The sequence below is a fragment of the Nitratireductor indicus C115 genome (assembly GCF_000300515.1).
GTDB lineage: Bacteria > Pseudomonadota > Alphaproteobacteria > Rhizobiales > Rhizobiaceae > Nitratireductor > Nitratireductor indicus.
This window is the reverse complement of sequence record NZ_AMSI01000009.1, coordinates 15,849-41,314: the sequence shown is the minus strand read 5'-3', so window position 1 is coordinate 41,314 and position 25,466 is coordinate 15,849. Positions and strand designations below refer to the sequence as shown.

Annotated in this window: 23 protein-coding genes and 1 pseudogene; 15 read left to right on the top strand and 9 right to left on the bottom strand. The window is 61.2% G+C overall.

Going from position 1 to position 25,466, the window contains the following annotated elements; all coding sequences use genetic code 11:
• The first annotated feature begins 106 nt into the window (after positions 1 to 106).
• The 5 genes from NA8A_RS13870 to NA8A_RS13850 all read left to right on the top strand — a co-directional run bounded on the left by NA8A_RS13870 (position 107) and on the right by NA8A_RS13850 (position 5,184).
• Entirely contained in the window at positions 107 to 799 is a 693-nt protein-coding gene (locus tag NA8A_RS13870; RefSeq protein WP_009450947.1) for a glutathione S-transferase family protein, read from the top strand.
• Positions 799 to 1,926: a tRNA epoxyqueuosine(34) reductase QueG gene (queG, locus tag NA8A_RS13865; protein WP_009450946.1), complete on the top strand. Its 1,128-nt coding sequence runs from the start codon at positions 799 to 801 to the stop codon at positions 1,924 to 1,926. Before NA8A_RS13870 ends, queG begins: the two co-directional genes overlap by 1 nt.
• Entirely contained in the window at positions 1,926 to 2,813 is an 888-nt protein-coding gene (locus NA8A_RS13860; RefSeq protein WP_009450945.1) for an SDR family oxidoreductase, read from the top strand. The genes queG and NA8A_RS13860 overlap by 1 nt, the downstream gene beginning before the upstream one ends.
• 82 nt (positions 2,814 to 2,895) lie before the next feature.
• Positions 2,896 to 3,939 carry a penicillin-insensitive murein endopeptidase gene (gene mepA, locus NA8A_RS13855; RefSeq protein ID WP_009450944.1) on the top strand — a complete coding sequence of 348 codons (1,044 nt, stop codon included), beginning with the start codon at positions 2,896 to 2,898 and terminating at the stop codon, positions 3,937 to 3,939.
• Positions 3,940 to 4,155: 216 nt separating this feature from the next.
• A complete protein-coding gene (locus NA8A_RS13850) occupies positions 4,156 to 5,184 on the top strand; it encodes a glucokinase (RefSeq protein ID WP_040672662.1) in 1,029 nt (342 codons plus the stop codon).
• 67 nt (positions 5,185 to 5,251) lie between these two features.
• Here NA8A_RS13850 and NA8A_RS13845 read toward each other — a convergent pair whose 3' ends face one another.
• The 8 genes from NA8A_RS13845 to NA8A_RS13810 all read right to left on the bottom strand — a co-directional run bounded on the left by NA8A_RS13845 (position 5,252) and on the right by NA8A_RS13810 (position 12,859).
• Positions 5,252 to 6,598, bottom strand: a complete 1,347-nt coding sequence (locus NA8A_RS13845; protein ID WP_009450942.1) for a bifunctional folylpolyglutamate synthase/dihydrofolate synthase — start codon at positions 6,596 to 6,598, stop codon at positions 5,252 to 5,254.
• A 53-nt stretch (positions 6,599 to 6,651) separates the two neighbouring features.
• On the bottom strand, positions 6,652 to 7,596 hold the full coding sequence (gene accD, locus NA8A_RS13840) for an acetyl-CoA carboxylase, carboxyltransferase subunit beta (RefSeq protein WP_009450941.1): 945 nt from the start codon (positions 7,594 to 7,596) through the stop codon (positions 6,652 to 6,654).
• Positions 7,597 to 7,647: 51 nt separating this feature from the next.
• Positions 7,648 to 8,487, bottom strand: coding sequence for a tryptophan synthase subunit alpha (trpA, locus tag NA8A_RS13835; RefSeq protein ID WP_009450940.1), 840 nt, complete (start codon positions 8,485 to 8,487; stop codon positions 7,648 to 7,650).
• 132 nt (positions 8,488 to 8,619) lie between these two features.
• Positions 8,620 to 9,840 carry a tryptophan synthase subunit beta gene (trpB, locus tag NA8A_RS13830; RefSeq protein WP_009450939.1) on the bottom strand — a complete coding sequence of 407 codons (1,221 nt, stop codon included), beginning with the start codon at positions 9,838 to 9,840 and terminating at the stop codon, positions 8,620 to 8,622.
• A gap of 10 nt (positions 9,841 to 9,850) precedes the next feature.
• On the bottom strand, positions 9,851 to 10,516 hold the full coding sequence (locus NA8A_RS13825) for a phosphoribosylanthranilate isomerase (protein WP_009450938.1): 666 nt from the start codon (positions 10,514 to 10,516) through the stop codon (positions 9,851 to 9,853).
• A gap of 66 nt (positions 10,517 to 10,582) precedes the next feature.
• Complete coding sequence (locus NA8A_RS13820; protein ID WP_009450937.1) at positions 10,583 to 11,344, bottom strand: M48 family metallopeptidase; 762 nt, start codon at positions 11,342 to 11,344, stop codon at positions 10,583 to 10,585.
• A 129-nt stretch (positions 11,345 to 11,473) separates the two neighbouring features.
• Positions 11,474 to 11,905 carry a DUF2852 domain-containing protein gene (locus tag NA8A_RS13815; protein WP_009450936.1) on the bottom strand — a complete coding sequence of 144 codons (432 nt, stop codon included), beginning with the start codon at positions 11,903 to 11,905 and terminating at the stop codon, positions 11,474 to 11,476.
• Between the two features lie 168 nt (positions 11,906 to 12,073).
• A complete protein-coding gene (locus tag NA8A_RS13810) occupies positions 12,074 to 12,859 on the bottom strand; it encodes an alpha/beta hydrolase (protein ID WP_040672658.1) in 786 nt (261 codons plus the stop codon).
• Between the two features lie 178 nt (positions 12,860 to 13,037).
• On the opposite strand from NA8A_RS13810, the gene infC reads away from it, so the two are divergent.
• The 7 genes from infC (at position 13,038) to pheT (ending at position 19,821) form a co-directional block, all read left to right on the top strand.
• Positions 13,038 to 13,577 carry a translation initiation factor IF-3 gene (gene infC, locus NA8A_RS13805; protein WP_040672623.1) on the top strand — a complete coding sequence of 180 codons (540 nt, stop codon included), beginning with the start codon at positions 13,038 to 13,040 and terminating at the stop codon, positions 13,575 to 13,577.
• Positions 13,578 to 13,810: 233 nt separating this feature from the next.
• Positions 13,811 to 14,446 carry a methyltransferase family protein gene (locus NA8A_RS13800; RefSeq protein WP_009450933.1) on the top strand — a complete coding sequence of 212 codons (636 nt, stop codon included), beginning with the start codon at positions 13,811 to 13,813 and terminating at the stop codon, positions 14,444 to 14,446.
• Between the two features lie 236 nt (positions 14,447 to 14,682).
• The gene (rpmI, locus tag NA8A_RS13795) at positions 14,683 to 14,883 is read left to right on the top strand and encodes a 50S ribosomal protein L35 (RefSeq protein ID WP_009450932.1); all 201 of its coding nucleotides are present in this window, start codon (positions 14,683 to 14,685) and stop codon (positions 14,881 to 14,883) included.
• Between the two features lie 37 nt (positions 14,884 to 14,920).
• The gene (rplT, locus tag NA8A_RS13790; protein WP_009450931.1) at positions 14,921 to 15,322 is read left to right on the top strand and encodes a 50S ribosomal protein L20; all 402 of its coding nucleotides are present in this window, start codon (positions 14,921 to 14,923) and stop codon (positions 15,320 to 15,322) included.
• A 581-nt stretch (positions 15,323 to 15,903) separates the two neighbouring features.
• Positions 15,904 to 16,989, top strand: coding sequence for a phenylalanine--tRNA ligase subunit alpha (gene pheS, locus NA8A_RS13785; protein WP_009450929.1), 1,086 nt, complete (start codon positions 15,904 to 15,906; stop codon positions 16,987 to 16,989).
• On the top strand, positions 16,989 to 17,411 hold the full coding sequence (locus NA8A_RS13780) for an ASCH domain-containing protein (RefSeq protein WP_009450928.1): 423 nt from the start codon (positions 16,989 to 16,991) through the stop codon (positions 17,409 to 17,411). Before pheS ends, NA8A_RS13780 begins: the two co-directional genes overlap by 1 nt.
• A 4-nt stretch (positions 17,412 to 17,415) precedes the next feature.
• Positions 17,416 to 19,821, top strand: a complete 2,406-nt coding sequence (gene pheT, locus NA8A_RS13775) for a phenylalanine--tRNA ligase subunit beta (protein WP_009450927.1) — start codon at positions 17,416 to 17,418, stop codon at positions 19,819 to 19,821.
• A gap of 159 nt (positions 19,822 to 19,980) precedes the next feature.
• Here pheT and NA8A_RS13770 read toward each other — a convergent pair.
• Positions 19,981 to 20,421 (bottom strand): annotated as a pseudogene (locus tag NA8A_RS13770) (cell wall hydrolase); the annotation flags it as partial.
• A gap of 565 nt (positions 20,422 to 20,986) precedes the next feature.
• Here NA8A_RS13770 and dnaK point away from each other — a divergent pair.
• The 3 genes from dnaK to dnaJ all read left to right on the top strand — a co-directional run bounded on the left by dnaK (position 20,987) and on the right by dnaJ (position 25,404).
• Entirely contained in the window at positions 20,987 to 22,900 is a 1,914-nt protein-coding gene (dnaK, locus tag NA8A_RS13765) for a molecular chaperone DnaK (protein ID WP_009450925.1), read from the top strand.
• Between the two features lie 121 nt (positions 22,901 to 23,021).
• On the top strand, positions 23,022 to 24,116 hold the full coding sequence (locus NA8A_RS13760) for an acyltransferase family protein (protein ID WP_009450924.1): 1,095 nt from the start codon (positions 23,022 to 23,024) through the stop codon (positions 24,114 to 24,116).
• A 166-nt stretch (positions 24,117 to 24,282) separates the two neighbouring features.
• A complete protein-coding gene (gene dnaJ / locus NA8A_RS13755) occupies positions 24,283 to 25,404 on the top strand; it encodes a molecular chaperone DnaJ (protein WP_009450923.1) in 1,122 nt (373 codons plus the stop codon).
• The last annotated feature ends 62 nt before the right edge of the window (positions 25,405 to 25,466 follow it).

The window sequence follows — 25,466 nt, the reverse complement described above, 5'->3', positions numbered from 1 at the left end:
CCGACAGTCTCCACCTATAGCTGGAGAAGAACTCCCGGAATCAGTCGGTTCGAGAATTACCGCCACGGCCATGAAATGGCCAGAGCTTTGCGTTAGAAGTCGCTGCATGCTGACGTTGTTTCACCACCCCCTCTACGCCTCCTGTCGTTTCGTGCGCCTCGCCTTTGGCGAATATGGCGAGGAACTTGTCCTGATCGAGGAGCGCCCCTGGGCGCGCCGCGAGGAGTTCCTGGCGCTCAATCCGGCTGGAACCATCCCCGTGCTTCTGGCCGAGGGCGACCAGCCCGTGGTCGGCGCAACCGTCATTTCCGAATATCTGGACGAGACCCGCGGTGCGCTGAAGCGTGAAAAGCGCCTGATGGCGGAAGACCCCATCCAGCGAGCCGAAATTCGCCGGCTTATCGATTGGTATCTGGTCAAGGCCGATGCCGATGTGACGCGCCATCTGGTGCGCGAGCGCGCCCTGAAACCGCATATGGCGGGGGCCGAAGGGGGCGGATCGCCGGATTCTGCCGCCATTCGCGCCGCCCGCGCCAATGTGCGTCAGCACATGAAATACACAAACTGGCTCGCGGGGACGCGCGACTGGCTTGCCGGCAAACGACTATCCTATGCCGACCTTGCTGCGGCTGGCGCCCTGTCGGTTCTCGATTATCTGGGCGAGGTCGAGTGGCATGATTTCCCGGCGGCCCGCGACTGGTACAGCCGTATGAAATCACGCCCGTCCTTCCGTCCCATACTGGCCGACCGCGTGCGTGGGCTCACGCCTGTTTCGCACTATGCGGATCTGGATTTCTGATGTCCGGCGCTGAGGCCGACCGGCTTCGCGCCTTCATCGAAAAGGAGGCTCGTGCGGTGGGCTTCGATGCCGTGGCGATAGCCTCTGCGGAGGAAGCGCCTTCGCGCGCGGTAGAGTTGCGCCACTTTCTGGACGAAGGCCGCCACGGCACCATGCTATGGATGGAGGATACCGCAGACCGCCGGGCGCATCCGCGCGATCTGTGGCCGGAGGTCCGTTCCGTCATCATGCTGGGCATGAATTACGGCCCCGACGAAAATCCGCTCGCTCTTCTGGACAAGCCGGACAAGGCATCGATCTCCGTCTATGCGCGCAACCGAGACTACCATGATGTGGTCAAGGGCAAGCTGAAGCAGCTTGCCGGCAAACTCGCTGCACGCACCAGGGAGGACGTGAAGGTCTTCGTCGACACCGCGCCCGTGATGGAAAAGCCTCTCGCCAGGGAAGCGGGGCTTGGTTGGCAGGGCAAGCACACCAATCTGGTAAGTCGTGATTTCGGCTCCTGGCTTTTCCTGGGCTCGATCTTCACCACGGCGCGGCTTGCAGCTGACGAGCCGGAGCGCGATCACTGCGGCTCCTGCCGCGCCTGCCTCGACATTTGCCCGACCGATGCTTTCCCCGCGCCGTATCAGCTCGATGCGCGGCGCTGCATTTCCTATCTCACTATTGAGCACAAGGGCCCTATTCCCCGCGCTTTTCGAGCCCGCATGGGAAACCGGATTTACGGCTGCGACGATTGCCTGGCCGTTTGTCCATGGAACAAGTTCGCCGTCACGGCGGCCGAAGCCAAACTCAAGGCGCGTGACGATCTGAACGAACCGGCGCTGGCCGATCTGCTGCTGCTCGACGATCCGGCTTTCCGGACGCTTTTCTCCGGCTCACCCGTCAAACGCATCGGGCGCGACCGCTTCATCCGCAATGTGTTGATTGCCGCTGGAAATTCCCGTGACGACGGGCTCGCCGCCCGTTGCGAGGAACTGGCTTCGGATCCTTCGCCGTTGGTGCGCGGCGCTGCGGTCTGGGCACTGGAGCAACTTCTCGCCCCGCAAGAATTTGCCAGGCTCGCAGAGCGTTTGTATGCATCGGAAGAGGATTTGGCGGTGCGGGCTGAGTGGAGAAAACAATAATGACCAAGACATTTTTCATATTCGGCGCGGGATATTCTGGACGTGCCATCGCCAGGGAGCTGGCCGAGGTCACCGATTTTGTAGGCGGTACGACGCGCGACAAGGCGAAATTCGGTGTGCTTGAAGCCGCCGGGATCACACCATTTGTCTTCGATGGTTCGAACCTCTCGCAAAGCGCGGCGGAAGCGCTTTCCCACACCACGCATCTCGTGGTGAGCATCGCGCCGGAACAGAACGGGGACCCGGTCCTCAATGTCGCGCGCGAAACCATCAAGGGCGCCATGCCGGCGTTGAAGTGGATTTGCTATCTCTCCACGATCGGCGTTTATGGCGATCATGCGGGCGGTTGGGTGGATGAGACCAGCTCCTGCAATCCCGTTTCCGAGCGGTCCAGAAAGCGCCTCGAGGTGGAAGAGGAATGGCTGCGCCTGGGTGAAGAGACAGGTCTGCCCGTTGCGGTCCTGCGCCTGTCGGGCATTTACGGCCCAGGCCGCAACGCCTTCGCAAATCTCGCCGCAGGAAAAGCCCAGCGCATCGTCAAGCCGGGCCAGGTTTTCAATCGCATCCATGCCGACGACATTGCCGGCGCAACCGCGCATCTGGCGCGCCGGTTTGAACGCGGTATATTCAATGTCACCGACGATGCGCCTTCGCCGGCACCCGACGTGGTGACATATGCCGCTCGCCTGATGGGCATCGAGCCGCCGCCTGAAACGCCGTTCGAGGAAGCAGGGCTCGGTCCCATGGCGCTGTCCTTTTATGGCGAATGCAAGCGGGCTTCCAATGCGCGTCTCAAGGCGACCGGCTATCGCATGCGCCATCCCGACTATCGAGCAGCCCTGGACGCCATGTGGGCGGAGGGAAACTGGCGCGCTGAAAATTCCTGAAGCGTGCCGCCGGTGGGCAGCGGCGAATCGCTGTCTGTGTTATGATGCACGCTTGGAAGGGCGGGTTCACAACGAGGAAGAGATGCGATTCCCAAGCCTGTTGAAGCTTGTTGCAGCGGCTTTGGTCGGCCTGACCGCCTATGCGGCACCGGCCGGCGCCGAGCCATTGGCCAAGGAGCTTTTCGGTGCCCAGAAATTGCCGGCAGCCACGGCGCCCCAATCTTTCGGGTTCTATTCCAAGGGATGTTTTTCCGGCGGCATGGCGATAGCCAAGGATGGCCCCCACTGGCAGGCGATGCGCCTTTCGCGCAACCGTCGCTGGGGGCATCCGCAGCTGATCGCCACGCTCGAACGCCTGTCTCGCGAGGCTGCACAGGACGGCTGGAACGGCCTTCTTGTGGGTGATATTTCCCAACCGCGTGGCGGTCCCATGCTGACGGGCCACGCGTCCCACCAGATCGGCCTGGACGCCGATATCTGGTTTACCCCCATGCCTTCGCGCCGCTTCACCAATTCGGAGCGGGAGAATGTCAGTGCGGTGTCCATGCTCAAGGGCGATTCGCTTTATGTGGACGACCGTAAATGGACGCCGGCGCATGAGGCCGTTCTGCGTCGGGCGGCAAGCTATCCGCAGGTGGAACGCATTCTCGTTCACCCCGGGATCAAGAAGAAACTGTGCGATACGGTACGTGGTGATCGGAGCTGGCTGCGCAAGGTGCGTCCCTTCTGGGGGCATTATTATCACTTCCATCTGCGCATAGCCTGCCCCGCCGGCTCCACTGGTTGCAAGGCGCAGGCCGCCCCGCCGCCGGGAGACGGTTGCGACAAATCGCTTGACTGGTGGTTCACCGATGAGCCCTGGCGCCCGGCCAAGGGACCGGCCAAACCGAAGGCGCGCGATGTCATGACCATGGCCGCCCTGCCTTCTGCCTGCCGTTCCGTTTTGAGCGCTGCGGCGCCTGCCTCCGAGATGGCCGTCACGATGACGGGTGAGGGAGGGGCATCGCAGGCCGCTTCCGCGCCTCTTCCCGTTCTGGGGTATCAAGCAGAAGATCCGGCCAGCATATTGTCATCCATGCCGGCCAATCAGGTGCCGCGTCCGAGCGAACGGCCAGCCTTGCAATAACCCTCACGTCTTCACAGGGCGAAAAAACGCGGCTGCGCGCCGCGTTTTGCGGCGCGGTCGCTTGCCACGGCGCTTCAATCGATTTAAGCCGCTAGGAGCGTTTGCAGTCGGGCGGTTTTGCCTGACATCCGCATCGATGCGGAAAGGCAAAGGGATTGCGCGCCTGGCTGGGTGGATCGGGCGCCGGAGGAGCCGGGACGGGATTTGACCATCGCCATGCATTTCAGAAACGAAAACGACGCAGCACTCAGATTCCCGGTTCTGATCGGCGATATCGGCGGCACCAATGCCCGCTTTGCGATCCTTCTGGATTCCAACGCCGAACCGAAGACGTTTCCCGTCGTCCAGACGGCTGATTACGAAACGATCGATGAAGCGATCCAGTCGGCCATTCTGGACCGTACCTCCATCCTTCCGCGCTCGGCCGTGCTGGCGGTTGCCGGTCCGGTGGATGGCGATGAGATAGACCTGACGAATTGCGGCTGGGTCGTCCGACCGCGCCAGATGATGGAAACGATGGGCATTTCCGACATCGTCGTCATCAACGACTTCGAGGCTCAGGCGCTGGCCTCGGTTGCGCTTGGCGACGAGCATCTGGAAATGGTTTGCCCCGGCAGGACTGAAGCCACCGGCAGCCGTGTGGTGCTCGGCCCCGGAACAGGTCTTGGCATGGCTGGCCTCGTCCATGCGCAACACACCTGGTTTCCCGTTCCCGGTGAAGGCGGCCACGTCGATCTTGGCCCTCGCACCGAGCGCGACCTGGAAATCTTTCCGCATATCGAGCGCATCGAGGGCCGTGTTTCCGCGGAGCAAATCCTGTGCGGTCGCGGCCTCGTCAACCTCTACCGCGCAATAGCCCGGGCGGATGGCAAGGACGCAAGCTACGAAACGCCCGCCGAGATCACAGGGGCGGGGCTTTCGGGCGTCGATCCTGTTGCGGTCGAAACGCTCGATCTTTTCGTGACTTATCTTGGTCGGCTCGCGGGTGATATGGCGCTCATCTTCATGAGCCGTGGCGGCGTCTATCTGACGGGTGGCATCGCCCAGAAGATCGTGCCGACGCTGAAGAACGGCAAGTTCCGTGCAGCTTTCGAGGACAAGGCTCCTCACGAAGCCCTGATGCGCGATATCCCGACCTATGTCATCACGCACCCGATGGCGGCCTTGAGCGGGCTCGCCGCCTTCGCACGCACACCCGTTCGATTTGGCGTGGAAACCCAGGGTCGTCGCTGGCGGCGAGGCTGACGGCATTTGCGATCGGGCGGCAACAGCGCGCAAGGCCTGTGCCATGAAGCCTGTCTCAGGCAGACCTTCAAACGGGCGGGGTGTTGTTCTCGGCCAGAACCGAACCGATCAGGTAAAGCGAACCGCAGATAAGGATGCGAGGCGGCGGCTCTGTGCCGTCGCGACCACGGTCGAGCGTATCGCGAAGGAGCATCAGCGCATTGGCGACTGAATGCACGGGTTCGGCCGAAAGGCCGGCCTCCATGGCGCGGGCGGCAAGCTCGGCATTGGGGACGCCCGCATCGCTGGAGTCCACCGGCACAGTATAGACATGCCGCGCCATGCCCTCGAAGGCGCGAAAGTAGCCGCGCTGGTCCTTCGTATTGATCATGCCGGCAATCAGGAAAAGCGGTCGCGGCGAGCGATCCTCTTCAGCGGCCAGTGCTTCGGCGATGGCTTCTCCCGCACCTGGATTGTGGCCGCCGTCGATCCATATCTCGGCCCCCTTCGGCGCAAGCTCGGCAAGCGGCCCTGGAGCCAGGCGTTGCATGCGCCCCGGCCATGAGACGCGTTCCATGGCGGCTTCAGCAGTGCGCAGGCTCACGGGAAAGCCCGCCGCTTTCACTGCCGCCAGTGCTGCGGCCGCATTGGCGATCTGATGCCGGCCGGCAAGCCGTGGCAGCGGCAGGTCGAAAAGGCAATCATGGTCCTGATAGACCATGCGGCCATTTTCCTCGAAGGCGAGAAAATCCTCGCCATAGATCGAAAGCGGGCACGCAAGCCGTTCCGCCGTGTCGGCCAGAACCTCGCGGGCCGCGTCGAAGGGCTGTTGCCCCACCACCGCCGGGCAGCCGCGCTTGATGATGCCCGCCTTTTCCGCGGCGATCAGCTCCACCCGGTCGCCGAGATAGGCCTCGTGGTCGAGCGAGATCGGCATGATCAGGCTCACAGCCGGCTTCTCGATGACATTGGTGGCGTCGTAGCGGCCGCCGAGCCCCACCTCGATGATCGCCGCGTCGGCGGGATCTTCAGAGAAAAGCACGAAGGTGACAGCCGTCAGGATTTCAAAAACGGTGATCGGCTCGCCGCCATTGGCCTTTGCGACGCGTGCCACCGCGTCAGCGAGAACCGCATCTTCCACCAGCTTTCCGCCGCCATCCTCGCCGATACGGTACCGCTCGTGCCAGCGTACGAGGTGAGGCGACGTGTGGACGTGCACGATCCGGCCGGAAGCTTCCAGCGCCGCGCGGGCGAAAGCGGTTGCCGAACCCTTGCCGTTCGTTCCGGCAATGTGAATGACGGGCGGCATCCGCCGCTCGGGATTGCCCAACCGGTCGAGCAGGCGCCTGATGCGGTCGAGCGACAGGTCGAACCCTTTCGGGTGCAGCGACAAAAGGCGCTCGATCTCTCGCTCGGCCGCGGAAACAGTGGTCATTTCCGTATCACCTCATGAGGCGGAAAGGCATTGCTGGCACCCTGCCTGCCCGGTCACGCCTCCGGCTTCTCAACCGTGACGGTTTCATCATTCGCATCGGCAGACAACACGTCTTCGGCGGGTTCCAGGGCAACGGGCGTTTCAGCCACCTTTTCCTTCAGCAGGATCTTGAGCAATCGCGCGATGGTCTCGCGCATCTCAAGACGCGACACGACCATGTCGACCATGCCGTGCTCCTTGAGATACTCCGCGCGCTGGAAGCCTTCCGGAAGCTTTTCGCGAATGGTCTGCTCGATCACGCGAGGCCCGGCAAAACCGATCAGCGCACCCGGCTCTGCGATGTGCACATCGCCCAGCATGGCGTAGGAAGCGGTCACGCCGCCCGTGGTCGGATTGGTGAGCACGACAATATAGGGCAGGCCCGCCTCCTTGAGGCGGTCGAGCGCAACAGTGGTGCGCGGCAGCTGCATGAGAGACAATATGCCTTCCTGCATGCGCGCCCCGCCCGAGGCGGCGAACAGCACCAGCGGCAGGCGACGTTCCAGCGCGGTCTCGAAGCCGCGGATGATCGCCTCTCCGGCAGCCATGCCCAGCGAACCGCCCATGAAGGCGAAGTCCTGTACGGTGGCAAGAAGCTCCAGCCCCTCGACCTTGCCGACGCCGCTGAGCACGGCATCTTCCATGCCCGTCTTGGCCTTCGCATCGCGCAGGCGATCGGTGTAGCGGCGTTCGTCGCGGAATTTCAGCGGATCGATAGCGGCCTTCGGGCTTTCCAGCAACTCGTAGGCGCCATCGTCGAAAAAGGATTTCAGCCGCTCGCGCGCGGAAATCTTCATGTGATGGCCGGAAGCCGGGATGACCCAGAGATTTTCCTCCAAGTCCTTGTGAAAGACCATCTCGCCGGTATCCGGATCCTTGATCCAGAGGTTCTCCGGCATGTCACGGCGACCGAGCATCGAGTTGATCTTCGGCCGGACGTAGCTGGTGATCCAGTTCATTGCTGTGCCTTCTTTCTCATGATCTGAGACGGGTATCGCAGGTTGGCGCGTCTATCGGGCAGGAGCAAGGCGCGCTTCGCGGACGCCGTCGGCAAGGCCGCGCACGAGTGTGGCGACCGCCTCGGCAGGATCGGCGAGCTGCTTTCCCTCCGGATCATAGCACTGGGCGATCGCCGCCACGATCGCCGTACCGACAACCACGCCGTCGGCGGCCTCGCCAATGGCCTTGGCCTGACGCGCGGTCTTGACGCCGAAGCCGACGCAGACCGGCAGATCCGTATGCTCCTTGATGCGCTTTACCGCACCCGAAACGCGGCTGGTATCGGGCAGCGCCGACCCGGTCACGCCCGTCATCGACACATAGTAGACGAAGCCCGACGTATTCTGAAGAACTGTGGGCAGGCGCTCTTCATCGGTTGTGGGGGTGGCGAGGCGGATGAAATTCAGCCCGGCCCTCAGCGCCGGCACGCACAGTTCCTGGTCCATCTCCGGCGGCAGGTCGACGATGATGAGACCGTCGATGCCCGCTTCCTTCGCGTCCACGAGGAAACGCTCCACGCCATAGACATAGATCGGATTGTAATAGCCCATCATGACGATGGGCGTATCGTCGTCGCCGGTCCGGAAATCGCGCGCCATCTGCAAGGTCTTGCGCAGCGTCTGTCCGCTTTTCAGGGCGCGCAGTCCTGCAGCCTGGATAGCTGGCCCGTCCGCCATGGGGTCGGAGAAGGGCATGCCGAGTTCGATCACGTCGCTGCCGGCTTCCGGCAGCGCCTTCATGATGGAAAGCGCGGTGTCGTAATCGGGGTCGCCACCCATGAAATAGGTAACGAGCGCCGGCCGGTTTTCTTCCTTCAGGCGTGCGAAACGTCGGTCGATGCGGGTGGTCATGATGGTCTTTTGTCCTCGTTCATCCAGCGCGGCGCCCCCACGCCGTCTTGCATTCCTGTTGCTGCAACGGCTTCAGCGCTCGACACCGAAGCTGCGGGGCGCGAGGGCCGCGCCCTGCCAGAAATTCGCGTCTCAGATTTCCATGCCAAGCATCTTGCCGACGGTGTGGACGTCCTTGTCGCCGCGCCCGGAGAAGTTGACGATCATGATCTGATCCTTGCCCATCTTGGGGGCCAGCTTGATGGCTTCGGCGATGGCGTGGGCCGATTCAAGCGCGGGAATGATGCCCTCGATGCGGGTGGTCAGCTGGAAGGCCTCCAGCGCCTCTTCATCGAGCACGGGCGTATAGGTGACGCGGCCCGAATCCTTGAGCCAGCTGTGCTCGGGGCCGACGCCGGGATAATCAAGGCCGGCCGAAATTGAGTGACCGTCGAGAATCTGACCGTCTTCGTTCTGCAGAAGATAGGTGCGGTTGCCGTGCAGGACGCCCGGGCGCCCCGCTGTCATGGAGGCGCAGTGCTCGTCGCCCTGCAGGCCATGGCCGCCTGCTTCCACGCCATGGATGGCGACATCGCGGTCGTCCAGGAAGGCATGGAAAAGGCCGATGGCGTTCGATCCGCCGCCGACCGCCGCCACGATCGCATCAGGAAGGCGCCCTTCCTGTTCCAGAATCTGGGCGCGCGCCTCGATACCGATCACCGATTGCAGTTCGCGCACCATCTCGGGATAGGGGTGGGGGCCAGCAGCCGTGCCGATCAGGTAATAGGTATCCTCGACATTCGTGACCCAGTCGCGGAGCGCCTCGTTCATCGCGTCCTTGAGCGTACCGTGGCCAGCAGAAACCGGCTTCACCTGCGCTCCGAGAAGGTTCATGCGGAAGACGTTGGGCTTTTGCCGTTCCACGTCTGTGGCGCCCATATAGACCACACAAGGCAGGCCGAAGCGCGCCGAAACGGTGGCCGAGGCGACACCGTGCTGACCCGCGCCCGTTTCGGCGATAATGCGGGTCTTGCCCATGCGCTTGGCAAGCAGAATCTGTCCGAGACAGTTGTTGATCTTATGCGAGCCGGTGTGGTTGAGGTCTTCGCGCTTGAAATAGATCTTGGCCCCGCCGAGATGTTCGCTCAGCCGCTCGGCATAATAGAGCGGCGAGGGACGACCCGTATAATGCTTGCCCAGATTGTCGAGCTCGGCGCGGAAAGCAGGATCGTTCTTGGCCTCGTTCCAATGCTTCTCGAGATCGAGAATGAGCGGCATCAGCGTCTCGGCGACGAAGCGGCCGCCAAAGATGCCGAACATGCCCGACTCGTCGGGACCGCTACGGAAGGAATTGAGCTCGGCCGGCTTGTTCAAAGCGCTCTCCTCATGTCAGAGCCGCATCATTCGCAAGCGCCGCCCGCACGGCGCTGAAGAATTCGCGTATCAGATCCGGGTTCTTTTCGCCCGGCGCGCTTTCCACGCCCGACGAGATATCTATGCCACGCGGCGACACGGCGCTGAGGGCAGCGCCGATATTGGCCGCGTTCAGGCCACCCGAAAGCATGTAATCAACCTTATCGTCAAGTCCGCTGAGCAACCGCCAGTCGAAGGCGATGCCGTTGCCGCCCGGAAGCTCGGAGCCTTTGGGCGGTTTGGCATCGAAAAGAAACCGGTCCGCGACGCCGCGATAGGGTTCGATGCCGGCAATATCGGCGGCATCGCGAATGGAAAAGGCTTTCATCACGGAGAGACCGTATCGCGCCTTGACGGCGCGCACGCGTTCCGGGCTTTCCTTGCCGTGAAGCTGGAGCATGTCGGGCTTCATGGTTTCGACGATCGCGTCGAGAACGTCGTCCGTCGCATCCACGCTGACGGCGACGGCCTGAGCCTTCCCCAGCGCCCGTTTACGCAGCTCGGCTGCGGCTTCAGCGCCTATATTGCGGGGGCTCTTCTCAAAGAAGATGAAACCGATATGGCTCGCCCCGCCCGCAAGGGCTGCGTCCACCGCTTCGGGCGTCTTCAGACCGCATATCTTGATGTCGAGTGTCATGGACAGGGAAGTGGCACGAAAAAGCGGCGGAGTCGAGGGAGATGCCCGCTGCGGCTGGTGCCGGGGTCACTCGAAGCCGATTGCCTGCAAGGCAGTTCCGTTGCGCTTCAGCCAGTCCTTGCAACGGTCTGTTTCAGGACACAACTCGCGGCACAGTTTCCAGAAGCGGGCACTGTGGTTCATTTCATTCAGATGCGCGACCTCATGGGCGACCAGATAATCGATGACCGGCGCCGGCGCCATCATGATGCGCCATGAAAAGGAGAGGATCCCGTCCGAGGTGCACGAGCCCCAGCGGCTCTTGGTATCCCGAAAGCGGATGGAGCGGGCCCGCTTGCCGAGCGTCGCCGTATGACGGGCCACCAGCGCCTCGATGTCGCGCTTGGCTTCGCGCTTGAGAAAATCCGCAACCCGTTTTGGCAGGTGATCGATATCCCCGAAGACGATGAGGACAGGCTCGCCATCCCGTTCGCCGATACGGGCAGCGCCGCGTTTTTCGGGTTCGTGCACGATGAGATGCGGCTTGCCGCGCACGGGAATCTTGATGCCGGGCCGCACGACCGGTCGGTCGGGCAGTTTTTTCAGCCGCTCGGTGAGCCAGCCTTCATGCCTGTCGAGGAACTCATCCACCTGGCGCGAGCGCGCGAGCCCTGGCGGCACGGTGACGCGCAATCCCTTGCCGCCTGGCTCGATACGCAATGTAAGGCGCTTGGCGCGGCTGTTCTCGACAATACGCAACGGCAATTCGCGCCCGGCGACGCAATGCACGCGTTCGGCCGGCGGGGCGGTGACCTTGAGGCCGATCCGTTTGAAAAAACCAAGTGCCATGGAAACAAGGATAGATGATTCGCCACGCCGGCGGAGCAGGGATCGCCCTGCCGTGATTTCAAAAAGAAAACGGCATCTCATCGAGATGCCGTTCAGATCGTCGTGCAGCCTGAGAAGCCGCAGAAGCGGTTATGCCTCGTCGGTAATATCGGGCACGGACTTGCCGCGGCCGGATTTGCGACCCCTGTTGCGTTCGTTCATGAAGCGATCGAAATCTTCCTGGTCCTTGGCGCGGCGCAACTCGCGGACATAGGTATCGAACTCGTCACGCATTTCGTCCAGCTTGCGGCGTTCCTCGGCAAGGCGCTCCAACTCCTTGTCGCGCCAGTCGTCGAAGGCCACGTTGCCGGTGAAGGCATGCTTGTTCGATGCACGGCGGCAGCCGGCAAAGAAGTCGTCGGTCTTTCGGTTCACGTCTCGCTTGAAATCCCCGAGGCGGTCGCCCCACAGGATATAGGCAAGCATGGCGAAGCCGAGCGGCCAAAACACCATGAAGCCCACCACCATCAGGGCAATCGTTGCAGGCGTCCAAGCGGGACGGATAAGAGCAGAGTTTGTCATGGTCACCCGTTCCTTTGTTTGAGCGTGCAACTCCCGGGCAGTTGCATGATTTCGAAATGGGAACCGCTACCCCCGGTTTCAAGAATGCAACCTGAGGGATTCAATGAACCCATTGGAAAGGAACGGATTTTTCGTAATGCGTTTGCGTCTCGCCGTACCTCGAAGAGCCTATCTGTGGCGCTCGATCAGGCCTTCCAGCGTGCGCAGGATCAGGGCGATGTCCTGGGGCCGCGAAAGGCGATGATCTCCATCGGAGACAAGCGAAAGCGTAACATCGTCGGCGGGCAGATGCTCTGTCAGCCGCATCGCATGGGTATAGGGCACGTCCGGATCGGCCTTGCCTTGCAGGATATGCACGGGGCAATGGGTATCGAGTACCCCGGTCAGAACACGGTTGTTGAGCCCGTCCTCAAAGAGCGCACGCGTGTAGATATATGGTTCGTCGGAATATTCGGACGGTTCTTCCATGAAACCCTGTTCGGCGAGCGCCTTGCGGTGCTCCTCCGTCAGCTCCGGTTCGATCAGTTCCATGGTGAAATCGGGAGCCGGCGCCAGAAGGAGAAGGCCTGCCAGCCGTTTTTCTTCTCCGGCGCGGTTGAGTTCCTGGACCATGCGCAGTGCGATCCACGCCCCCATGGAAGAACCGACGAGAATCTGCGGCCCTTCGCTGAAGGCGCGGAAAACCGCCAGACTCTCACCAAGCCAACGCGAGATCGTGCCGTCGTGGAATGCACCGCCCGATTCGCCATGCCCCGAATAGTCGTGGCGCAAAAATGAATGCCCGGTCTTTGCTGCCCAGTCATCCAGCGCTTCCGCCTTGGTGCCCAGCATGTCGGAACGGTAGCCGCCGAGCCAGACGATGCCGGGCGCCTTGCCTGCCCGGTGCCGATACGCGATGTCGGTTCCATCCACCGTCAGGAAGTTCGGCTGGCTGTTCGTCGGCGTGCCGGACATGGCGATCTCCTTCATCAAATGGCCGTTTCGCGACAAATGCAGAACGGGCGGCGTGATTCTTTCACCTTTATATGCTATTGACACTTCGCGTGCAGAGACGACATACGCCTCTCTAAGGGCTGGCGGAACGCCGGCTACAAGAAATTCGATGGTTCAATAACTCGAGGAGATAACGACCATTCGCAGACCGTTCAAAGCGCAGGCCCAAGTGAAGGAAGGCCCGCGCGCAAACCGTGACATCCGGGTTCCCAAGGTTCAGCTGATCGACGACGAAGGCAACAATCGCGGCGTGGTTTCCATTGAGGATGCGCTCGCTGCTGCCGAGGAAGCCGGTCTCGACCTCATTGAAATCGCTCCCAATTCCGAACCGCCCGTCTGCAAGATCGGTGATCTTGGCAAGATGAAATATCAGAGCCAGAAAAAGGCTGCTGAGGCGCGCAAGAAGCAGAAGACCATCGAGATCAAGGAGATCAAGATGCGTCCGAACATCGACACCCATGACTATGAGGTGAAGATGAAGGCCGTGCGCCGCTTCTTCGAGGAAGGCGACAAGGTCAAGCTGACCCTGCGTTTCCGTGGCCGTGAAATGGCCCATATGGAACTTGGCATGCAGCTTCTGAACCGCGTGCGCGAGGAAGTGGAAGAGATTGCCAAGGTCGAAGCCGAGCCCAAGCTCGAAGGCCGTCAGATGATGATGGTTCTGGCGCCGCGCATCTGACGCGGCTGCCGCCTTAATATGCGCGCCGGCCGGCGCGCTAACGCCCAGCATCTCATTGCGAGGTCGCATGCGAACAGGCTGCGGATGCCGCTCCGGCGGTTCCCGTAGTCCGTTTGCATGCGGGGCCTCGATTCGCATGGGTGGTTTGTGCTGCGTCTTTTCACGCGGCTCAAAAATGTGCCTTAATCTTGCCCTAACCGGCTTACGATACGGTGTGTGGGGATTACCAGCGGATGCAGATTTACCAGATTGCTCTCGGGCAGTTTCAGAGGCTGCGCATTGCCAGCTTCTGGATCATTGCGATCATCCTTTGCAGCTTTGTTCTTTTCACCCGTGCGGGATGGGAGCATTTCCGGCCCTTCGGCTTCAATGTCGAGGAAGCCATCGAGCTTTTCGGGCTGGGTCTGATCGGTATCGCCATTCTCGGACGCCTGTGGTGCACGCTTTATATCGGCGGGCGCAAATCGTCCGAGCTTGTGCAGGACGGGCCATATTCGATGACCCGCAATCCGCTTTATTTCTTTTCGTCCGTAGGTGCTGCGGGCGTTGGCGCTCAGACCGGAAGCCTGGTCATGGCACTTGCCAGCGCCGTGATCACTGTCTTTATTCTGAGCGTCACCATGCGGCGCGAGGCGCTTTTCCTGCGCGGGGAATTCGGTGCCAGCTACGATGCCTATGCTGCCCGGGTTCCGGCCTTTCTCCCCAAACCCAGCCTGTTCCGGGACCCTGAAACGCTGATTGTGCTGCCCAAGCGTCTTTATCGCACGCTCTCGGATGGTCTCGTCTTCTTCCTGGCGATGCCGGCTTTCGAGTTTGTCGAATATCTCCAGGAACATGCAATGCTGCCGATCCTGTTCAGGATGTATTGAGCGGCCGCATCGGCTTTCGCGCACTGCAAAACAGGAGTTGCGCAAACGGCGGACCGCCGCTATAAGGCCGCGTTCCCGAACCGTCCGGCAGGGCATGCCGTGGCGGTTCTTAATGCTGAATGAGCTCACGCCGCACAGCACGCGACATCGAAACGGTCCTTTTGGATCCGGTGAAGCGAAGTTTGCACCGCAAACCGGCCGCGAACCGGTGTGAGCAAGAAGAACGGAGAAGCAAAATGCCCAAGATGAAGACGAAGTCTTCTGCCAAGAAGCGGTTCAAGGTTACCGCCACCGGCAAGGTCAAGGTCGGTGCCGCAGGCAAGCGCCACGGCATGATCAAGCGTTCCAAGAAGTTCATCCGCGATGCGCGGGGCACGATGGTTCTTTCCGATCCCGATACGAAGATCGTGAAGAAGTTCCTGCCCTACAGCTTCTGATCGGCAGAACCCGGAACAGTTTTAAGGAGATCATGTCATGGCACGCGTAAAGAGGGGCGTTACCGCCCACGCCAAGCACAAGAAGGTCATGAAAGCCGCAAAGGGTTTCTATGGCCGTCGCAAGAACACCATCCGCATCGCGAAGCAGGCTGTCGAGAAGTCGCTCCAGTATGCTTATCGCGACCGCAAGAACCGCAAGCGCAATTTCCGCGCCCTGTGGATCCAGCGCATCAACGCCGCCGCGCGCGAGCACGGCCTGACCTATGGCCGCCTCATTGACGGTCTGAACAAGGCCGGTATTGAGATCGACCGCAAGGTGCTCGCCGACATGGCGGTGCACGAGCCGCAGGCTTTCGCCGCCATCGTTGGCAAGGCGAAGGAAGCGCTCGTCTATCTCAAGGACACGACGCCGAATGCTTTTGAAAGCGCTGTCGCCTAAGGCCAGCGCTTCCCGAAGCATCAAGGTTTAGTTCGGGAAACCCGCGCTGGCAGGGCTGGCGCGGGTTTTTTCTTTTTGATCAACGCATGTCTCGCGGACGCGGGAACCGGTTCCGGGATAGAGACATGTGTGCGACCAGGAACTCAAGGCGCAGGAAGCGAATCTGAAAGATCGCGACACGCTTTAGGCATTTTGCAATCAGGCGGGCTTGCCTGGCGTCCGCATGAAAGCGGAAGAACGAGGGGATGGTTTGGTCAGCGTTTCCATGAACCGCATGATCGAAGACACGACGGAGGCTCTTTTGCCGGCGGCGATGAAGAGACTTCTTCCACGGGGGCTCTTATTCGCGTGACATGTTCATCAATGAAGATGGCGAAAGGGGTTTCGTGGGTGTTGAAGAGGAGGCGGAAGCTGCCATGCCGCCGGCCTCTTCTGACCGCAATCGAATACCGGGGGCTTGGCAGCGATGGCAGGCGCGTGTTGAAAGCAATGCGATTTTTGAAGACGGCCGTTCAGCGGACGTCCGAAGCGCCGGCGGAGACCCGTCGGCAGGATATGAATGCCGAAAGGGGCTACGAGGGATGAGCGAACTCGAAGAACTGGAAAAAACCATCTCCGCGGAGATCGCGGCTGCTGTCGATGAACAGCAGATCGAGGCAGTGCGCATCGCGGCCCTCGGCAAAAAGGGTTCGGTTTCCGAGAAGCTGAAGACCCTCGGCGCCATGTCTGCGGAAGAGCGCCAGGTCATGGGCCCGGCGATCAATGGCCTGAAGGCCCGTATCACGGAAGCTCTGACGGCACGCCGCACGGAGTTGCGCGATGCGGCCATCGATGCGCGCCTTGAGCGCGAGAAGGTGGACGTGACATTGCCGGTTCGCCGCCCGCCTGCCGAGCGCGGCCGCATTCATCCGATCAGCCAAGTGATTGACGAGATCACGGCCATTTTCGCGGATATGGGTTTCGCCATTGCTGAAGGTCCGGACATCGAGACCGACTACTACAACTTCACCGCGCTGAATTTCCCCGAAGGGCATCCCGCGCGCGAGATGCACGATACATTTTTCTTCCCGCCGGATGAAAAGGGCGAGCGCAAGCTTCTGCGCACGCACACCTCGCCTGTGCAGATTCATACGATGGAAAAGCAGGAACCGCCGATCCGCATCGTCATCCCCGGCAAGACCTACCGGCAGGATTCGGACGCGACCCACTCGCCCATGTTCCACCAGCTCGAAGGGCTGGTGATCGACAAGACGGCCAATGTGGCCAACATGAAGTGGGTGCTGCAGGAGTTCTGCAAGGCCTTCTTCGAGGTGCCGCATCTCAATATGCGTTTCCGTCCGTCCTTCTTTCCCTTCACCGAACCGAGCCTGGAGGTGGACATTCAGTGCGACCGTTCGCAGCCGGGCGAGGTTCGCTTCGGCGAGGGCAATGACTGGATGGAAATCCTTGGCTGCGGCATGGTGCATCCGAATGTGCTTCGCGCCTGCGGTCTCGACCCGGATGAATATCAGGGCTTCGCCTGGGGCATGGGGATAGACCGTATCGCGACGCTGAAATACGGCATGCCGGACCTGCGTGATTATTTCGACGCCGATGTGCGTTGGCTGGAGCATTACGGCTTCCGCCCGCTCGACCTGCCGACGCTGTTTGGCGGATTGAGCGCCTGATGACTTCGCCCGAAGGCCACAGCGAGGCGGTCCGTTTCGCGTTCGGTGATAGCCCGGCATTGGCAGATGAACTGCTGGAGCTGGTGCTTGCCGGGCGCAAGACGGCAACCTGCGGGGCCTTGTGCGACTTCGAGGCCGGCGGTGAGCCGATGCCGCGGGTTGGGCGGCAGGATATCGTCCTGGATGGGGCGGGACGCCCTGCTGCTGTAATCGAGACGGTAGAGGTCACCATTCGCGCCTTCAGCGAAGTGGATGAAGATTTTGCACGCGCCGAAGGCGAGGGAGACCTCTCGCTGACCTGCTGGCGCGAGGGACATGAGGCCTATTTCCAACGAAATGGCGGCTTCAGCCCCGATATGAAACTGGTTTGCGAGCGGTTCCGGCTGGTGAAAATCCTGGAACGGCAAGACCCGAAGGAATGATGCCATGAAATTCACGCTCTCCTGGCTCAAGGAGCACCTTGAGACCGACGCCACGCTCGACCAGATCGTCGAGAAGCTCACCATGATCGGCCTTGAGGTCGAGGACGTGGACGACAAGGCGGCGCTGAAGCCCTTCGTCATCGCCAGGGTCCTGACGGCCGAGCAGCACCCCGATGCCGACCGCCTGCGTGTGCTTTCGGTCGATACGGGCGATGGCAAGCCGGTGCAGGTCGTCTGTGGCGCTCCCAATGCGCAGGCCGGCCTGATCGGCGCTTTCGCGGCACCCGGTACCTATGTGCCAGGCATCGATGTGACGCTCTCCGTCGGCAAGATCCGTGGCGTGGAAAGCCACGGCATGATGTGCTCCGAACGCGAGCTCGAAATCTCCGACGAGCACAATGGCATCATCGATTTGCCGAAGGACGCCCCCGTCGGTACTTCCTTCGCGACTTGGGCAAAGCTCGACGATCCGGTGATCGAGATCGGCCTCACGCCGAACCGCCCCGACTGCACGAGCGTTTTCGGCATCGCGCGCGACCTGGCGGCCGCCGGTCTGGGCACGCTGAAGAATGCAGCCATTCCCGCGGTTGCCGGCAAGGGCGCTTGTCCGGTGGATGTGATCATTGAGGCGCCGGACCTGTGCCCAGGCTTCGGCCTGCGTCTGGTGCGCGGCGTGAAGAACGGCCCTTCGCCGAAATGGATGCAGCAGCGGCTGAAGGCGATTGGCCTGCGCCCGATCAACGCGCTGGTGGACATCACCAACTATGTGACCTTCGACCGCGGCCGCCCGCTGCATGTATTCGACGCCGCAAAGGTGAAGGGCGACCTCACCATCCGCCGCGCGCGTGATGGCGAGACGGTGCTCGCGCTGGACGAGCGCGAATACAGGCTGACGCCGGAAATATGCGTCATAGCCGATGGAAACGGTGTCGAATCCATTGCCGGCATCATGGGCGGCGAGCATTCGGGCTGCGACGAGAACACCACGGATGTGCTTGTTGAATCCGCCCTCTGGGACCCCATGAACGTTGCCCGTACGGGCCGCGATCTCGGCATCATCACCGATGCACGCTATCGCTTCGAGCGTGGCGTCGACCCCGAGATGATGGTGCCGGGGCTGGAGCTCGCCACGCAGTTGGTTCTCGACCTTTGCGGTGGCGAACCGAGCGAGCTGCGCGTGGTCGGCTACCAGGGCTATGAGCCGCGCGGCATTTCCTTCCCGGTGGCGGAGGTGAAACGCCTGACCGGCCTCGAAGTGTCTGGTGCCGAAAGCCGTGGAATTCTGGAGCGTCTCGGATTCGCGGCAAAAGGCGAGGGGGATGTTCTTGAAGTCTCTATTCCCTCCTGGCGCCCCGATGTCGACGGCAAGGCCGACCTTGTGGAAGAGGTCATGCGCATACACGGCGTGAACGAGATCGCGCCCGCTCCGCTTCCCTCGCACGGAGCCGTCAATGGGCAGATCCTGACGACCCTGCAGAACCGCACCCGCTCGGCGCGTCGCGCGCTTGCCGTACGCGGCATGATGGAGGCGGTGACCTGGAGCTTCATCGACGAAAAGCAGGCAAAGCTTTTCGGCGGTGGCGATCCGATGTTGAAACTCTCGAACCCGATTGCGGCCTCCATGTCCGACATGCGGCCTTCGCTCCTGCCGGGGTTGATCGCGGCGGGCCAGCGCAACGCGGCGCGCGGTTTTGCGGACGTGGCCTTGTTCGAGGTCTCCGGCATTTATGAGAACGACCGCTATGAAGGTCAGCGCCGTGTTGCGGGCGGCATCCGGCGCGGCACGGCCAAGATGGAAGGGGCCGGGCGTCACTGGCGTGGCAACAGCCCGGCTGTCGATGTATTCGACGCCAAGGCTGATGCGCTTGCGGCTCTTGAGGCGGCGGGTGCGCCTGCCGACAAGCTGCAGGTGGTTGCAGGTGGCCCTGAATGGTATCACCCGGGCCGATCTGGAACGGTCCGCCTCGGGCCAAAGATCGTGCTCGCGACCTTCGGTGAAATCCATCCACGCACGCTCGAGGCGCTCGACGCTGACGGTCCGGTCTGCGGTTTCGAAGTTTTCATCGATGCCATTCCCGAGCCGAAGGCCAAGGCCACGCGCACCAAACCGCGTCTTGATCTGTCGCCTTTCCAGCTCGTGCGGCGCGATTTCGCCTTCGTGGTCAACAAGGGCGTCGAGGCGGTGTCCATCGAGCGGGCCGCGGCGGCGGCCGACAAGAAGCTGATCACTGCAGTGCGTGTATTCGATATCTTCGAGGGCGCTTCGCTGGGTGAGGACAAGAAGTCCGTCGCCATCGAGGTGGCGATCCAGCCTCGCGACAAGACGCTGACCGACGAGGAACTCGAAGCGCTCGCCGGCAGGGTCGTCGAGAATGTCGGCAAGCAGACGGGCGGTGTGTTGCGCGGCTAGAGCATTTCGCGGTCAGGCGGAAACGCCTGACGTCCGCATAAATGCCTAAGAATAAAAATACGAAACGGTTCAGCGTTTCCATGAAACGCTGAACCGTTCGGCAGCGTGCGCTTTCCGGGCGATCGGCGGGTGAATTGCGGGCCCCGAGCCTTTTTCAAATCACGATCCGTTGCGTTTGGGCACGCCCGTTTCGAAGAAGATGTGGCTTCCGATGCGTCCCACATTCCTCATCTGCCGCGCCCAGCGCGGTTTCACGTAGGTCGCATGGTAGTGCGTGGCGCCCGAGACAGCGAGTATATCCTTCTCATCCGGAAGAGGATCGGAATCGCAGTCCGGAGCACAAGCCGGAATTGAATTTGCGATGCCCTGTGCCACCTTCCAGGCTTTCTTTTCCTTTGGAATGAGGGAAATCCCGGTACAGGCGAAGGAGAACTGGCAGCGGTTGCGCCAGCGCGCGTTCTGGAAGACAACGCCGCAAACCGATGGCGGATAACCCCGCGACTGCACCCGGTTCAGGATGACCATCGCAACGGCCCACTGGCCGCTTATGGGTTCGCTACGCGCTTCGAAATAGATCGCCGCGGCAAGGCACATGCGCTCTGCGTTGTCGGTGAAATCATAGATCGCATGGCTCAGGCGACGCCCGGTGTCGTCGATCCAGTCGAATTGGGGCTCGTATTTCGCCGAGGGAACAGGACTCAGATACCATGCGCGTGTTGTCATGGCACTTGCCAATTGAAAATGCGCAAGAAGAGTGAGGATGATTCCACCAGGAACAAGTAATAGAAATCTCATGCGGCATTTGGCCCAGTCGGCCACGTATGATCAGCCCCACAATTTCCAGATGACGCAGAATATTTTGTTATACAATTGCAAATATACTAAAAATATGGGTTGTTATATTCAAATTCGGTCCGAGAAAAAGCGTTCTACATAACCCCCTCCCCCATGTTTGCCGGATCGCCCTGATGCCCCTCGCGTCCCATCTTAAAACACCGTCCGGAGCAATCGTGCCTTGCGTCTGAAAAGTCCCATTCTTATATACGCCTCGATGCCGTTCGGCGTGTTCCAGCTATGGGCTTCGCCACGGCAAATTCGTGTGAACAGGGGCTGTCACGTGGAACGCCTGATTGGGTCCCGACAGCCTGCTTAGCGGAGAGAAGACATGGCAAAAGTTATTGGTATCGACCTCGGAACAACGAACTCCTGCGTTGCCGTCATGGACGGCAAGGACGCGAAGGTGATCGAAAACGCCGAAGGCGCGCGTACCACCCCGTCGATCGTGGCATTCACGGATTCCGACGAGCGGCTGGTCGGCCAGCCGGCAAAGCGCCAGGCGGTCACCAACCCGGAAAACACCCTTTTTGCGATCAAGCGCCTCATCGGCCGTCGCTATGACGACCCGGTGACGAAGAAGGACAAGGACCTCGTCCCCTACAAGATCGTCAACGGCGACAATGGCGATGCATGGGTCGAGGCCGGCGGCAAGAAGCTGTCGCCCAGCCAGATTTCGGCGATGATCCTGCAGAAGATGAAGGAAACGGCGGAAGCCTATCTCGGCGAGAAGGTCGAGAAGGCGGTCATCACCGTTCCCGCCTATTTCAACGACGCCCAGCGTCAGGCTACCAAGGATGCCGGCAAGATCGCCGGCCTGGAAGTGCTGCGCATCATCAACGAGCCGACCGCTGCCGCGCTCGCCTACGGCCTAGACAAGAAGGACGGCAAGACCATCGCGGTCTACGATCTTGGCGGCGGCACGTTCGACATCTCCATCCTGGAGATCGGCGACGGCGTGTTCGAGGTGAAGTCGACCAATGGCGACACCTTCCTCGGCGGTGAAGACTTCGACATGCGGCTCGTCGAATATCTGGCGGCCGAGTTCAAGAAGGAACAGGGCATAGACCTGAAGCAGGACAAGCTTGCCCTTCAGCGCCTCAAGGAAGCAGCCGAAAAGGCGAAGATCGAGCTGTCCTCGTCCTCGCAGACCGAGATCAACCTGCCCTTCATCACGGCAGACCAGTCCGGTCCGAAGCACCTGACGATGAAGCTGACCCGCGCCAAGTTCGAGAGCCTGGTCGAAGATCTTGTCGCCCGCACCGTCGAGCCCTGCAAGGCAGCGCTCAAGGATGCTGGCCTCAAGGCCGGCGAGATCGACGAGGTGGTTTTGGTCGGCGGCATGACTCGCATGCCCAAGGTTCAGGAAACGGTTAAGAACTTCTTCGGCAAGGAGCCCCACAAGGGCGTCAACCCGGACGAGGTCGTCGCCATGGGTGCCGCCATTCAGGCCGGCGTTCTGCAGGGCGATGTGAAGGACGTGTTGCTGCTCGACGTGACCCCGCTTTCGCTGGGCATCGAGACGCTCGGTGGCGTTTTCACCCGCCTGATCGACCGCAACACCACGATCCCGACCAAGAAGAGCCAGGTCTTCTCGACCGCCGAGGACAATCAGAATGCGGTGACCATCAACGTGTTCCAGGGCGAGCGCGAGATGGCTGCCGACAACAAGAGCCTCGGCCGCTTCGACCTGACGGGCCTTCCGCCCGCACCGCGCGGCGTGCCGCAGATCGAGGTCACGTTCGACATCGACGCCAACGGCATCGTCAACGTGTCCGCGAAGGACAAGGGGACGGGCAAGGAGCAGGCGATCCGCATTCAGGCTTCGGGCGGTCTGTCCGACGCCGACATCGAGAAGATGGTGAAGGACGCGGAAGCGAACGCCGAGGCTGACAAGAAGCGTCGCGAGGCTGTCGAAGCCAAGAACCAGGCCGAAGCGCTCATTCATTCGACCGAGAAGTCGCTGAAGGATTACGGCGACAAGGTTTCGGAAGAGGAGAAGAAGGCGATTGAGGATGCCCTGGCCGCGCTGAAGACGTCTGTCGAAGGTGACGATGCCGAGGACATCAAGGCTAAGTCCACCGCTCTTGCGGAAGTATCCATGAAGCTCGGCCAGGCCATGTATGAGGCCAGCCAGGCGGAGGCCGCCGAGAGCGACGCTCAGGCCGATGCCAAGGCCGACGGTGAAGACGTCGTCGATGCCGACTTCGAGGAAATTGACGAGGACGACAAGAAGTCGGCTTGATCGGCTCCTTCAAATGCAATTGAAAAAGCCCGGATCGATGATCCGGGCTTTTTTCATGGCTTTTTAAGTCTCTGCCCCGAACATGTCCGCTTGATGAAATTCAACGGAAGTGGTGGGGGCCGTGATCCGTTATCGATTGTTTGAAATCTGGCGATTGGTCGCCGCTTTACTCATCATGCTTTACCATTTCGGGCATTTCGCGCCTGGCGAAAGCCAATGGGTGAAGGATGAACTTTCAGCATTACGGCCATTGCTGGACATGTTCTTCATCATATCCGGCTTTCTGATCTTCAGCCGCTATGCCGATCAGGTCCACGATGCGCGCAGTTATGTGATTTATCTTTGCAAGCGTCTGGCGCGGCTCTATCCGCTGCATCTTGCGACGCTTTCCTATTTTATTCTCGTCGGGCTCGCCGTCCATCTCGGTCTTCTGCGCACCGGCGGCGAGGCTGCGCTCTATCGCTGGGATGCGTTGCCAGCCAATCTTCTGCTCATTCAGGCCTGGGGGGTGAACGACCATCTCACCTTCAACTTCGTATCCTGGTCGCTCTCGGCGGAATGGTTCGCCTATCTGTTGTTGCCGATCATCATCTTTGCCTATCGTTTTGGTGGGGTGACAGGCTTAATTGTCCTGCTTCTTTTGTCCTATGCCGCACTGGAAGCCATGATCCGCACGGGCCTGATGCCCTTTGAAAGCTGGGTCAAGGCCGATACCTGGGGCGCCTATCGTGCCTTTGCCGATTTCGCGCTGGGTGCATTGCTTGCCGTGCTTGCGGCGCGTTCGCGCCTGCGGCTTACCTCGCGCGGGCCGGCCTGGGTCGCCATCTTCTTTGCCTGTGCGGCGATGGTGTTGCAGCTGAACATCTATGTGACGCTCGCCCTTCTCGGCTTTGCGGTTTTCCTTGCCGGCGTCATCGAGCGAAACGATCCCGAAGGCTACACCTATCCCGCCATATTCCGGCCGGCGGCCGCAGTCTCTTTCGGCATCTATCTCTGGCATCCGGTCACGGAGAGCCTGTTTTTTTCCTTTGCCTGGAGCCATTTCATCGGTTCGTCGTCCAGCATCATCTTTTTTGCGTATACCGCGATGGTGATGCTGCTGACGGTTTTCATCGCGATATTCTCGTTCCGGTTCTTTGAAAATGCGGTCGCGGGCAGACTTTTGCAGGCTATGGGAATCGCGAAGCCCAAGCGCGTCAAGCCAGCGCCCGCCTGACAACGCTGCCATTGACTGCCCTTGTGGTTGCGCAAAAGCGGCGTTGAACTGCGGCGACGGCTGGCAATCTGCCGCGAACTATGGCATTCGCTCTTGCGAATACCTAAATAGCGGACACGGATCGGGGGATGGTGTTCGTTTTAATAAGACCATGCGGGACTCTTCTATGAAGGCAGATTTTTACGAGACGCTCTGCGTGTCGAGAACCGCCGATGAGAAAGAACTTAAAAGCGCGTTTCGAAAACTGGCCATGCGGTATCATCCCGACCGCAATCCTGGCGATGACGAAGCCGAGCACAAGTTCAAGGAAATCAACGAGGCCTATGAGACGCTGCGCGATCCGCAGAAGCGCGCGGCCTACGACCAGTTCGGGCATGCAGCTTTCGAGAATGGCGGCATGGGCGGACGGGGTGGCTTCGGCGGCGGCGGTTTTGCCGATATCTTCGAGGATATTTTCGGCGACGTGATGGGCGGCGGGCGGCAGCGCCGCAGCAGCCGCCAGCATGGTGCTGACCTCCGCTTCAACATGGAAATAACGCTCGAGGAGGCGTTCACTGGCAAGACGAGCCAGATTCGAGTGCCCACGGCAGTCGCTTGCGACGAATGTTCGGGCTCGGGCGCCAAGCCTGGTTCCTCTCCCACGACATGTCCGATGTGTCAGGGCGCCGGTCGCGTGCGGGCGGCTCAGGGCTTCTTCGCCATCGAGCGCACCTGTCCGCAATGCCAGGGGCGCGGCGAGATCATCTCCGACCCCTGCACGAAATGTTCCGGCCAGGGCCGGGTGGCCGAGGAACGTTCGCTTTCAGTCAACATTCCCGCCGGTATCGAGGACGGGACGCGTATTCGCCTAGCCGGCGAGGGCGAGGCCGGTTTGCGGGGCGGTCCGCCCGGCGATCTCTATATTTTCCTCTCGGTGAAGCCGCACGAATTCTTCCAGCGCGACGGCGCCGATCTCTATTGCAAGGTGCCCATCTCCATGACGACGGCTGCTCTTGGCGGCTCGTTCGAGGTGGCGACCCTTGATGGAACCCAGACGCGCGTGAAGGTACCCGAAGGCACGCAGAACGGCCGACAGTTCCGCCTCAAGGGCAAGGGCATGCCGGTTCTGCGCCAGTCGCAGGTGGGCGATCTTTATATTCAGGTCGCGGTGGAAACGCCGCAGAGCCTGACGCGCAAGCAGCGAGAGCTTCTCGAGGAGTTCGAGAAGATTTCATCCAAGGAGAACAGCCCCCAATCGGCTGGCTTCTTTTCACGTATGAAAGATTTCTTCGAGTCCTTCGGCGAGTAAGCAAACCGTGCTAGAAACGCGCGCTTGCAGTCGATTGTCCCGAAGCCTGAAGGTGGCGGACA

Bases quoted from the DNA above. Each gene is read 5' to 3' on its own strand.
- NA8A_RS13870 (WP_009450947.1), top strand. From the start codon at position 107: ATGCTGACGTTGTTTCACCACCCCCTCTACGCCTCCTGTCGTTTCGTG.
- queG (WP_009450946.1), top strand. From the start codon at position 799: ATGTCCGGCGCTGAGGCCGACCGGCTTCGCGCCTTCATCGAAAAGGAG.
- NA8A_RS13860 (WP_009450945.1), top strand. From the start codon at position 1,926: ATGACCAAGACATTTTTCATATTCGGCGCGGGATATTCTGGACGTGCC.
- mepA (WP_009450944.1), top strand. From the start codon at position 2,896: ATGCGATTCCCAAGCCTGTTGAAGCTTGTTGCAGCGGCTTTGGTCGGC.
- NA8A_RS13850 (WP_040672662.1), top strand. From the start codon at position 4,156: ATGCATTTCAGAAACGAAAACGACGCAGCACTCAGATTCCCGGTTCTG.
- NA8A_RS13845 (WP_009450942.1), bottom strand. From the start codon at position 6,598: ATGACCACTGTTTCCGCGGCCGAGCGAGAGATCGAGCGCCTTTTGTCG.
- accD (WP_009450941.1), bottom strand. From the start codon at position 7,596: ATGAACTGGATCACCAGCTACGTCCGGCCGAAGATCAACTCGATGCTC.
- trpA (WP_009450940.1), bottom strand. From the start codon at position 8,487: ATGACCACCCGCATCGACCGACGTTTCGCACGCCTGAAGGAAGAAAAC.
- NA8A_RS13825 (WP_009450938.1), bottom strand. From the start codon at position 10,516: ATGACACTCGACATCAAGATATGCGGTCTGAAGACGCCCGAAGCGGTG.
- NA8A_RS13820 (WP_009450937.1), bottom strand. From the start codon at position 11,344: ATGGCACTTGGTTTTTTCAAACGGATCGGCCTCAAGGTCACCGCCCCG.
- NA8A_RS13815 (WP_009450936.1), bottom strand. From the start codon at position 11,905: ATGACAAACTCTGCTCTTATCCGTCCCGCTTGGACGCCTGCAACGATT.
- NA8A_RS13810 (WP_040672658.1), bottom strand. From the start codon at position 12,859: ATGTCCGGCACGCCGACGAACAGCCAGCCGAACTTCCTGACGGTGGAT.
- NA8A_RS13800 (WP_009450933.1), top strand. From the start codon at position 13,811: ATGCAGATTTACCAGATTGCTCTCGGGCAGTTTCAGAGGCTGCGCATT.
- rpmI (WP_009450932.1), top strand. From the start codon at position 14,683: ATGCCCAAGATGAAGACGAAGTCTTCTGCCAAGAAGCGGTTCAAGGTT.
- rplT (WP_009450931.1), top strand. From the start codon at position 14,921: ATGGCACGCGTAAAGAGGGGCGTTACCGCCCACGCCAAGCACAAGAAG.
- pheS (WP_009450929.1), top strand. From the start codon at position 15,904: ATGAGCGAACTCGAAGAACTGGAAAAAACCATCTCCGCGGAGATCGCG.
- NA8A_RS13780 (WP_009450928.1), top strand. From the start codon at position 16,989: ATGACTTCGCCCGAAGGCCACAGCGAGGCGGTCCGTTTCGCGTTCGGT.
- pheT (WP_009450927.1), top strand. From the start codon at position 17,416: ATGAAATTCACGCTCTCCTGGCTCAAGGAGCACCTTGAGACCGACGCC.
- dnaK (WP_009450925.1), top strand. From the start codon at position 20,987: ATGGCAAAAGTTATTGGTATCGACCTCGGAACAACGAACTCCTGCGTT.
- dnaJ (WP_009450923.1), top strand. From the start codon at position 24,283: ATGAAGGCAGATTTTTACGAGACGCTCTGCGTGTCGAGAACCGCCGAT.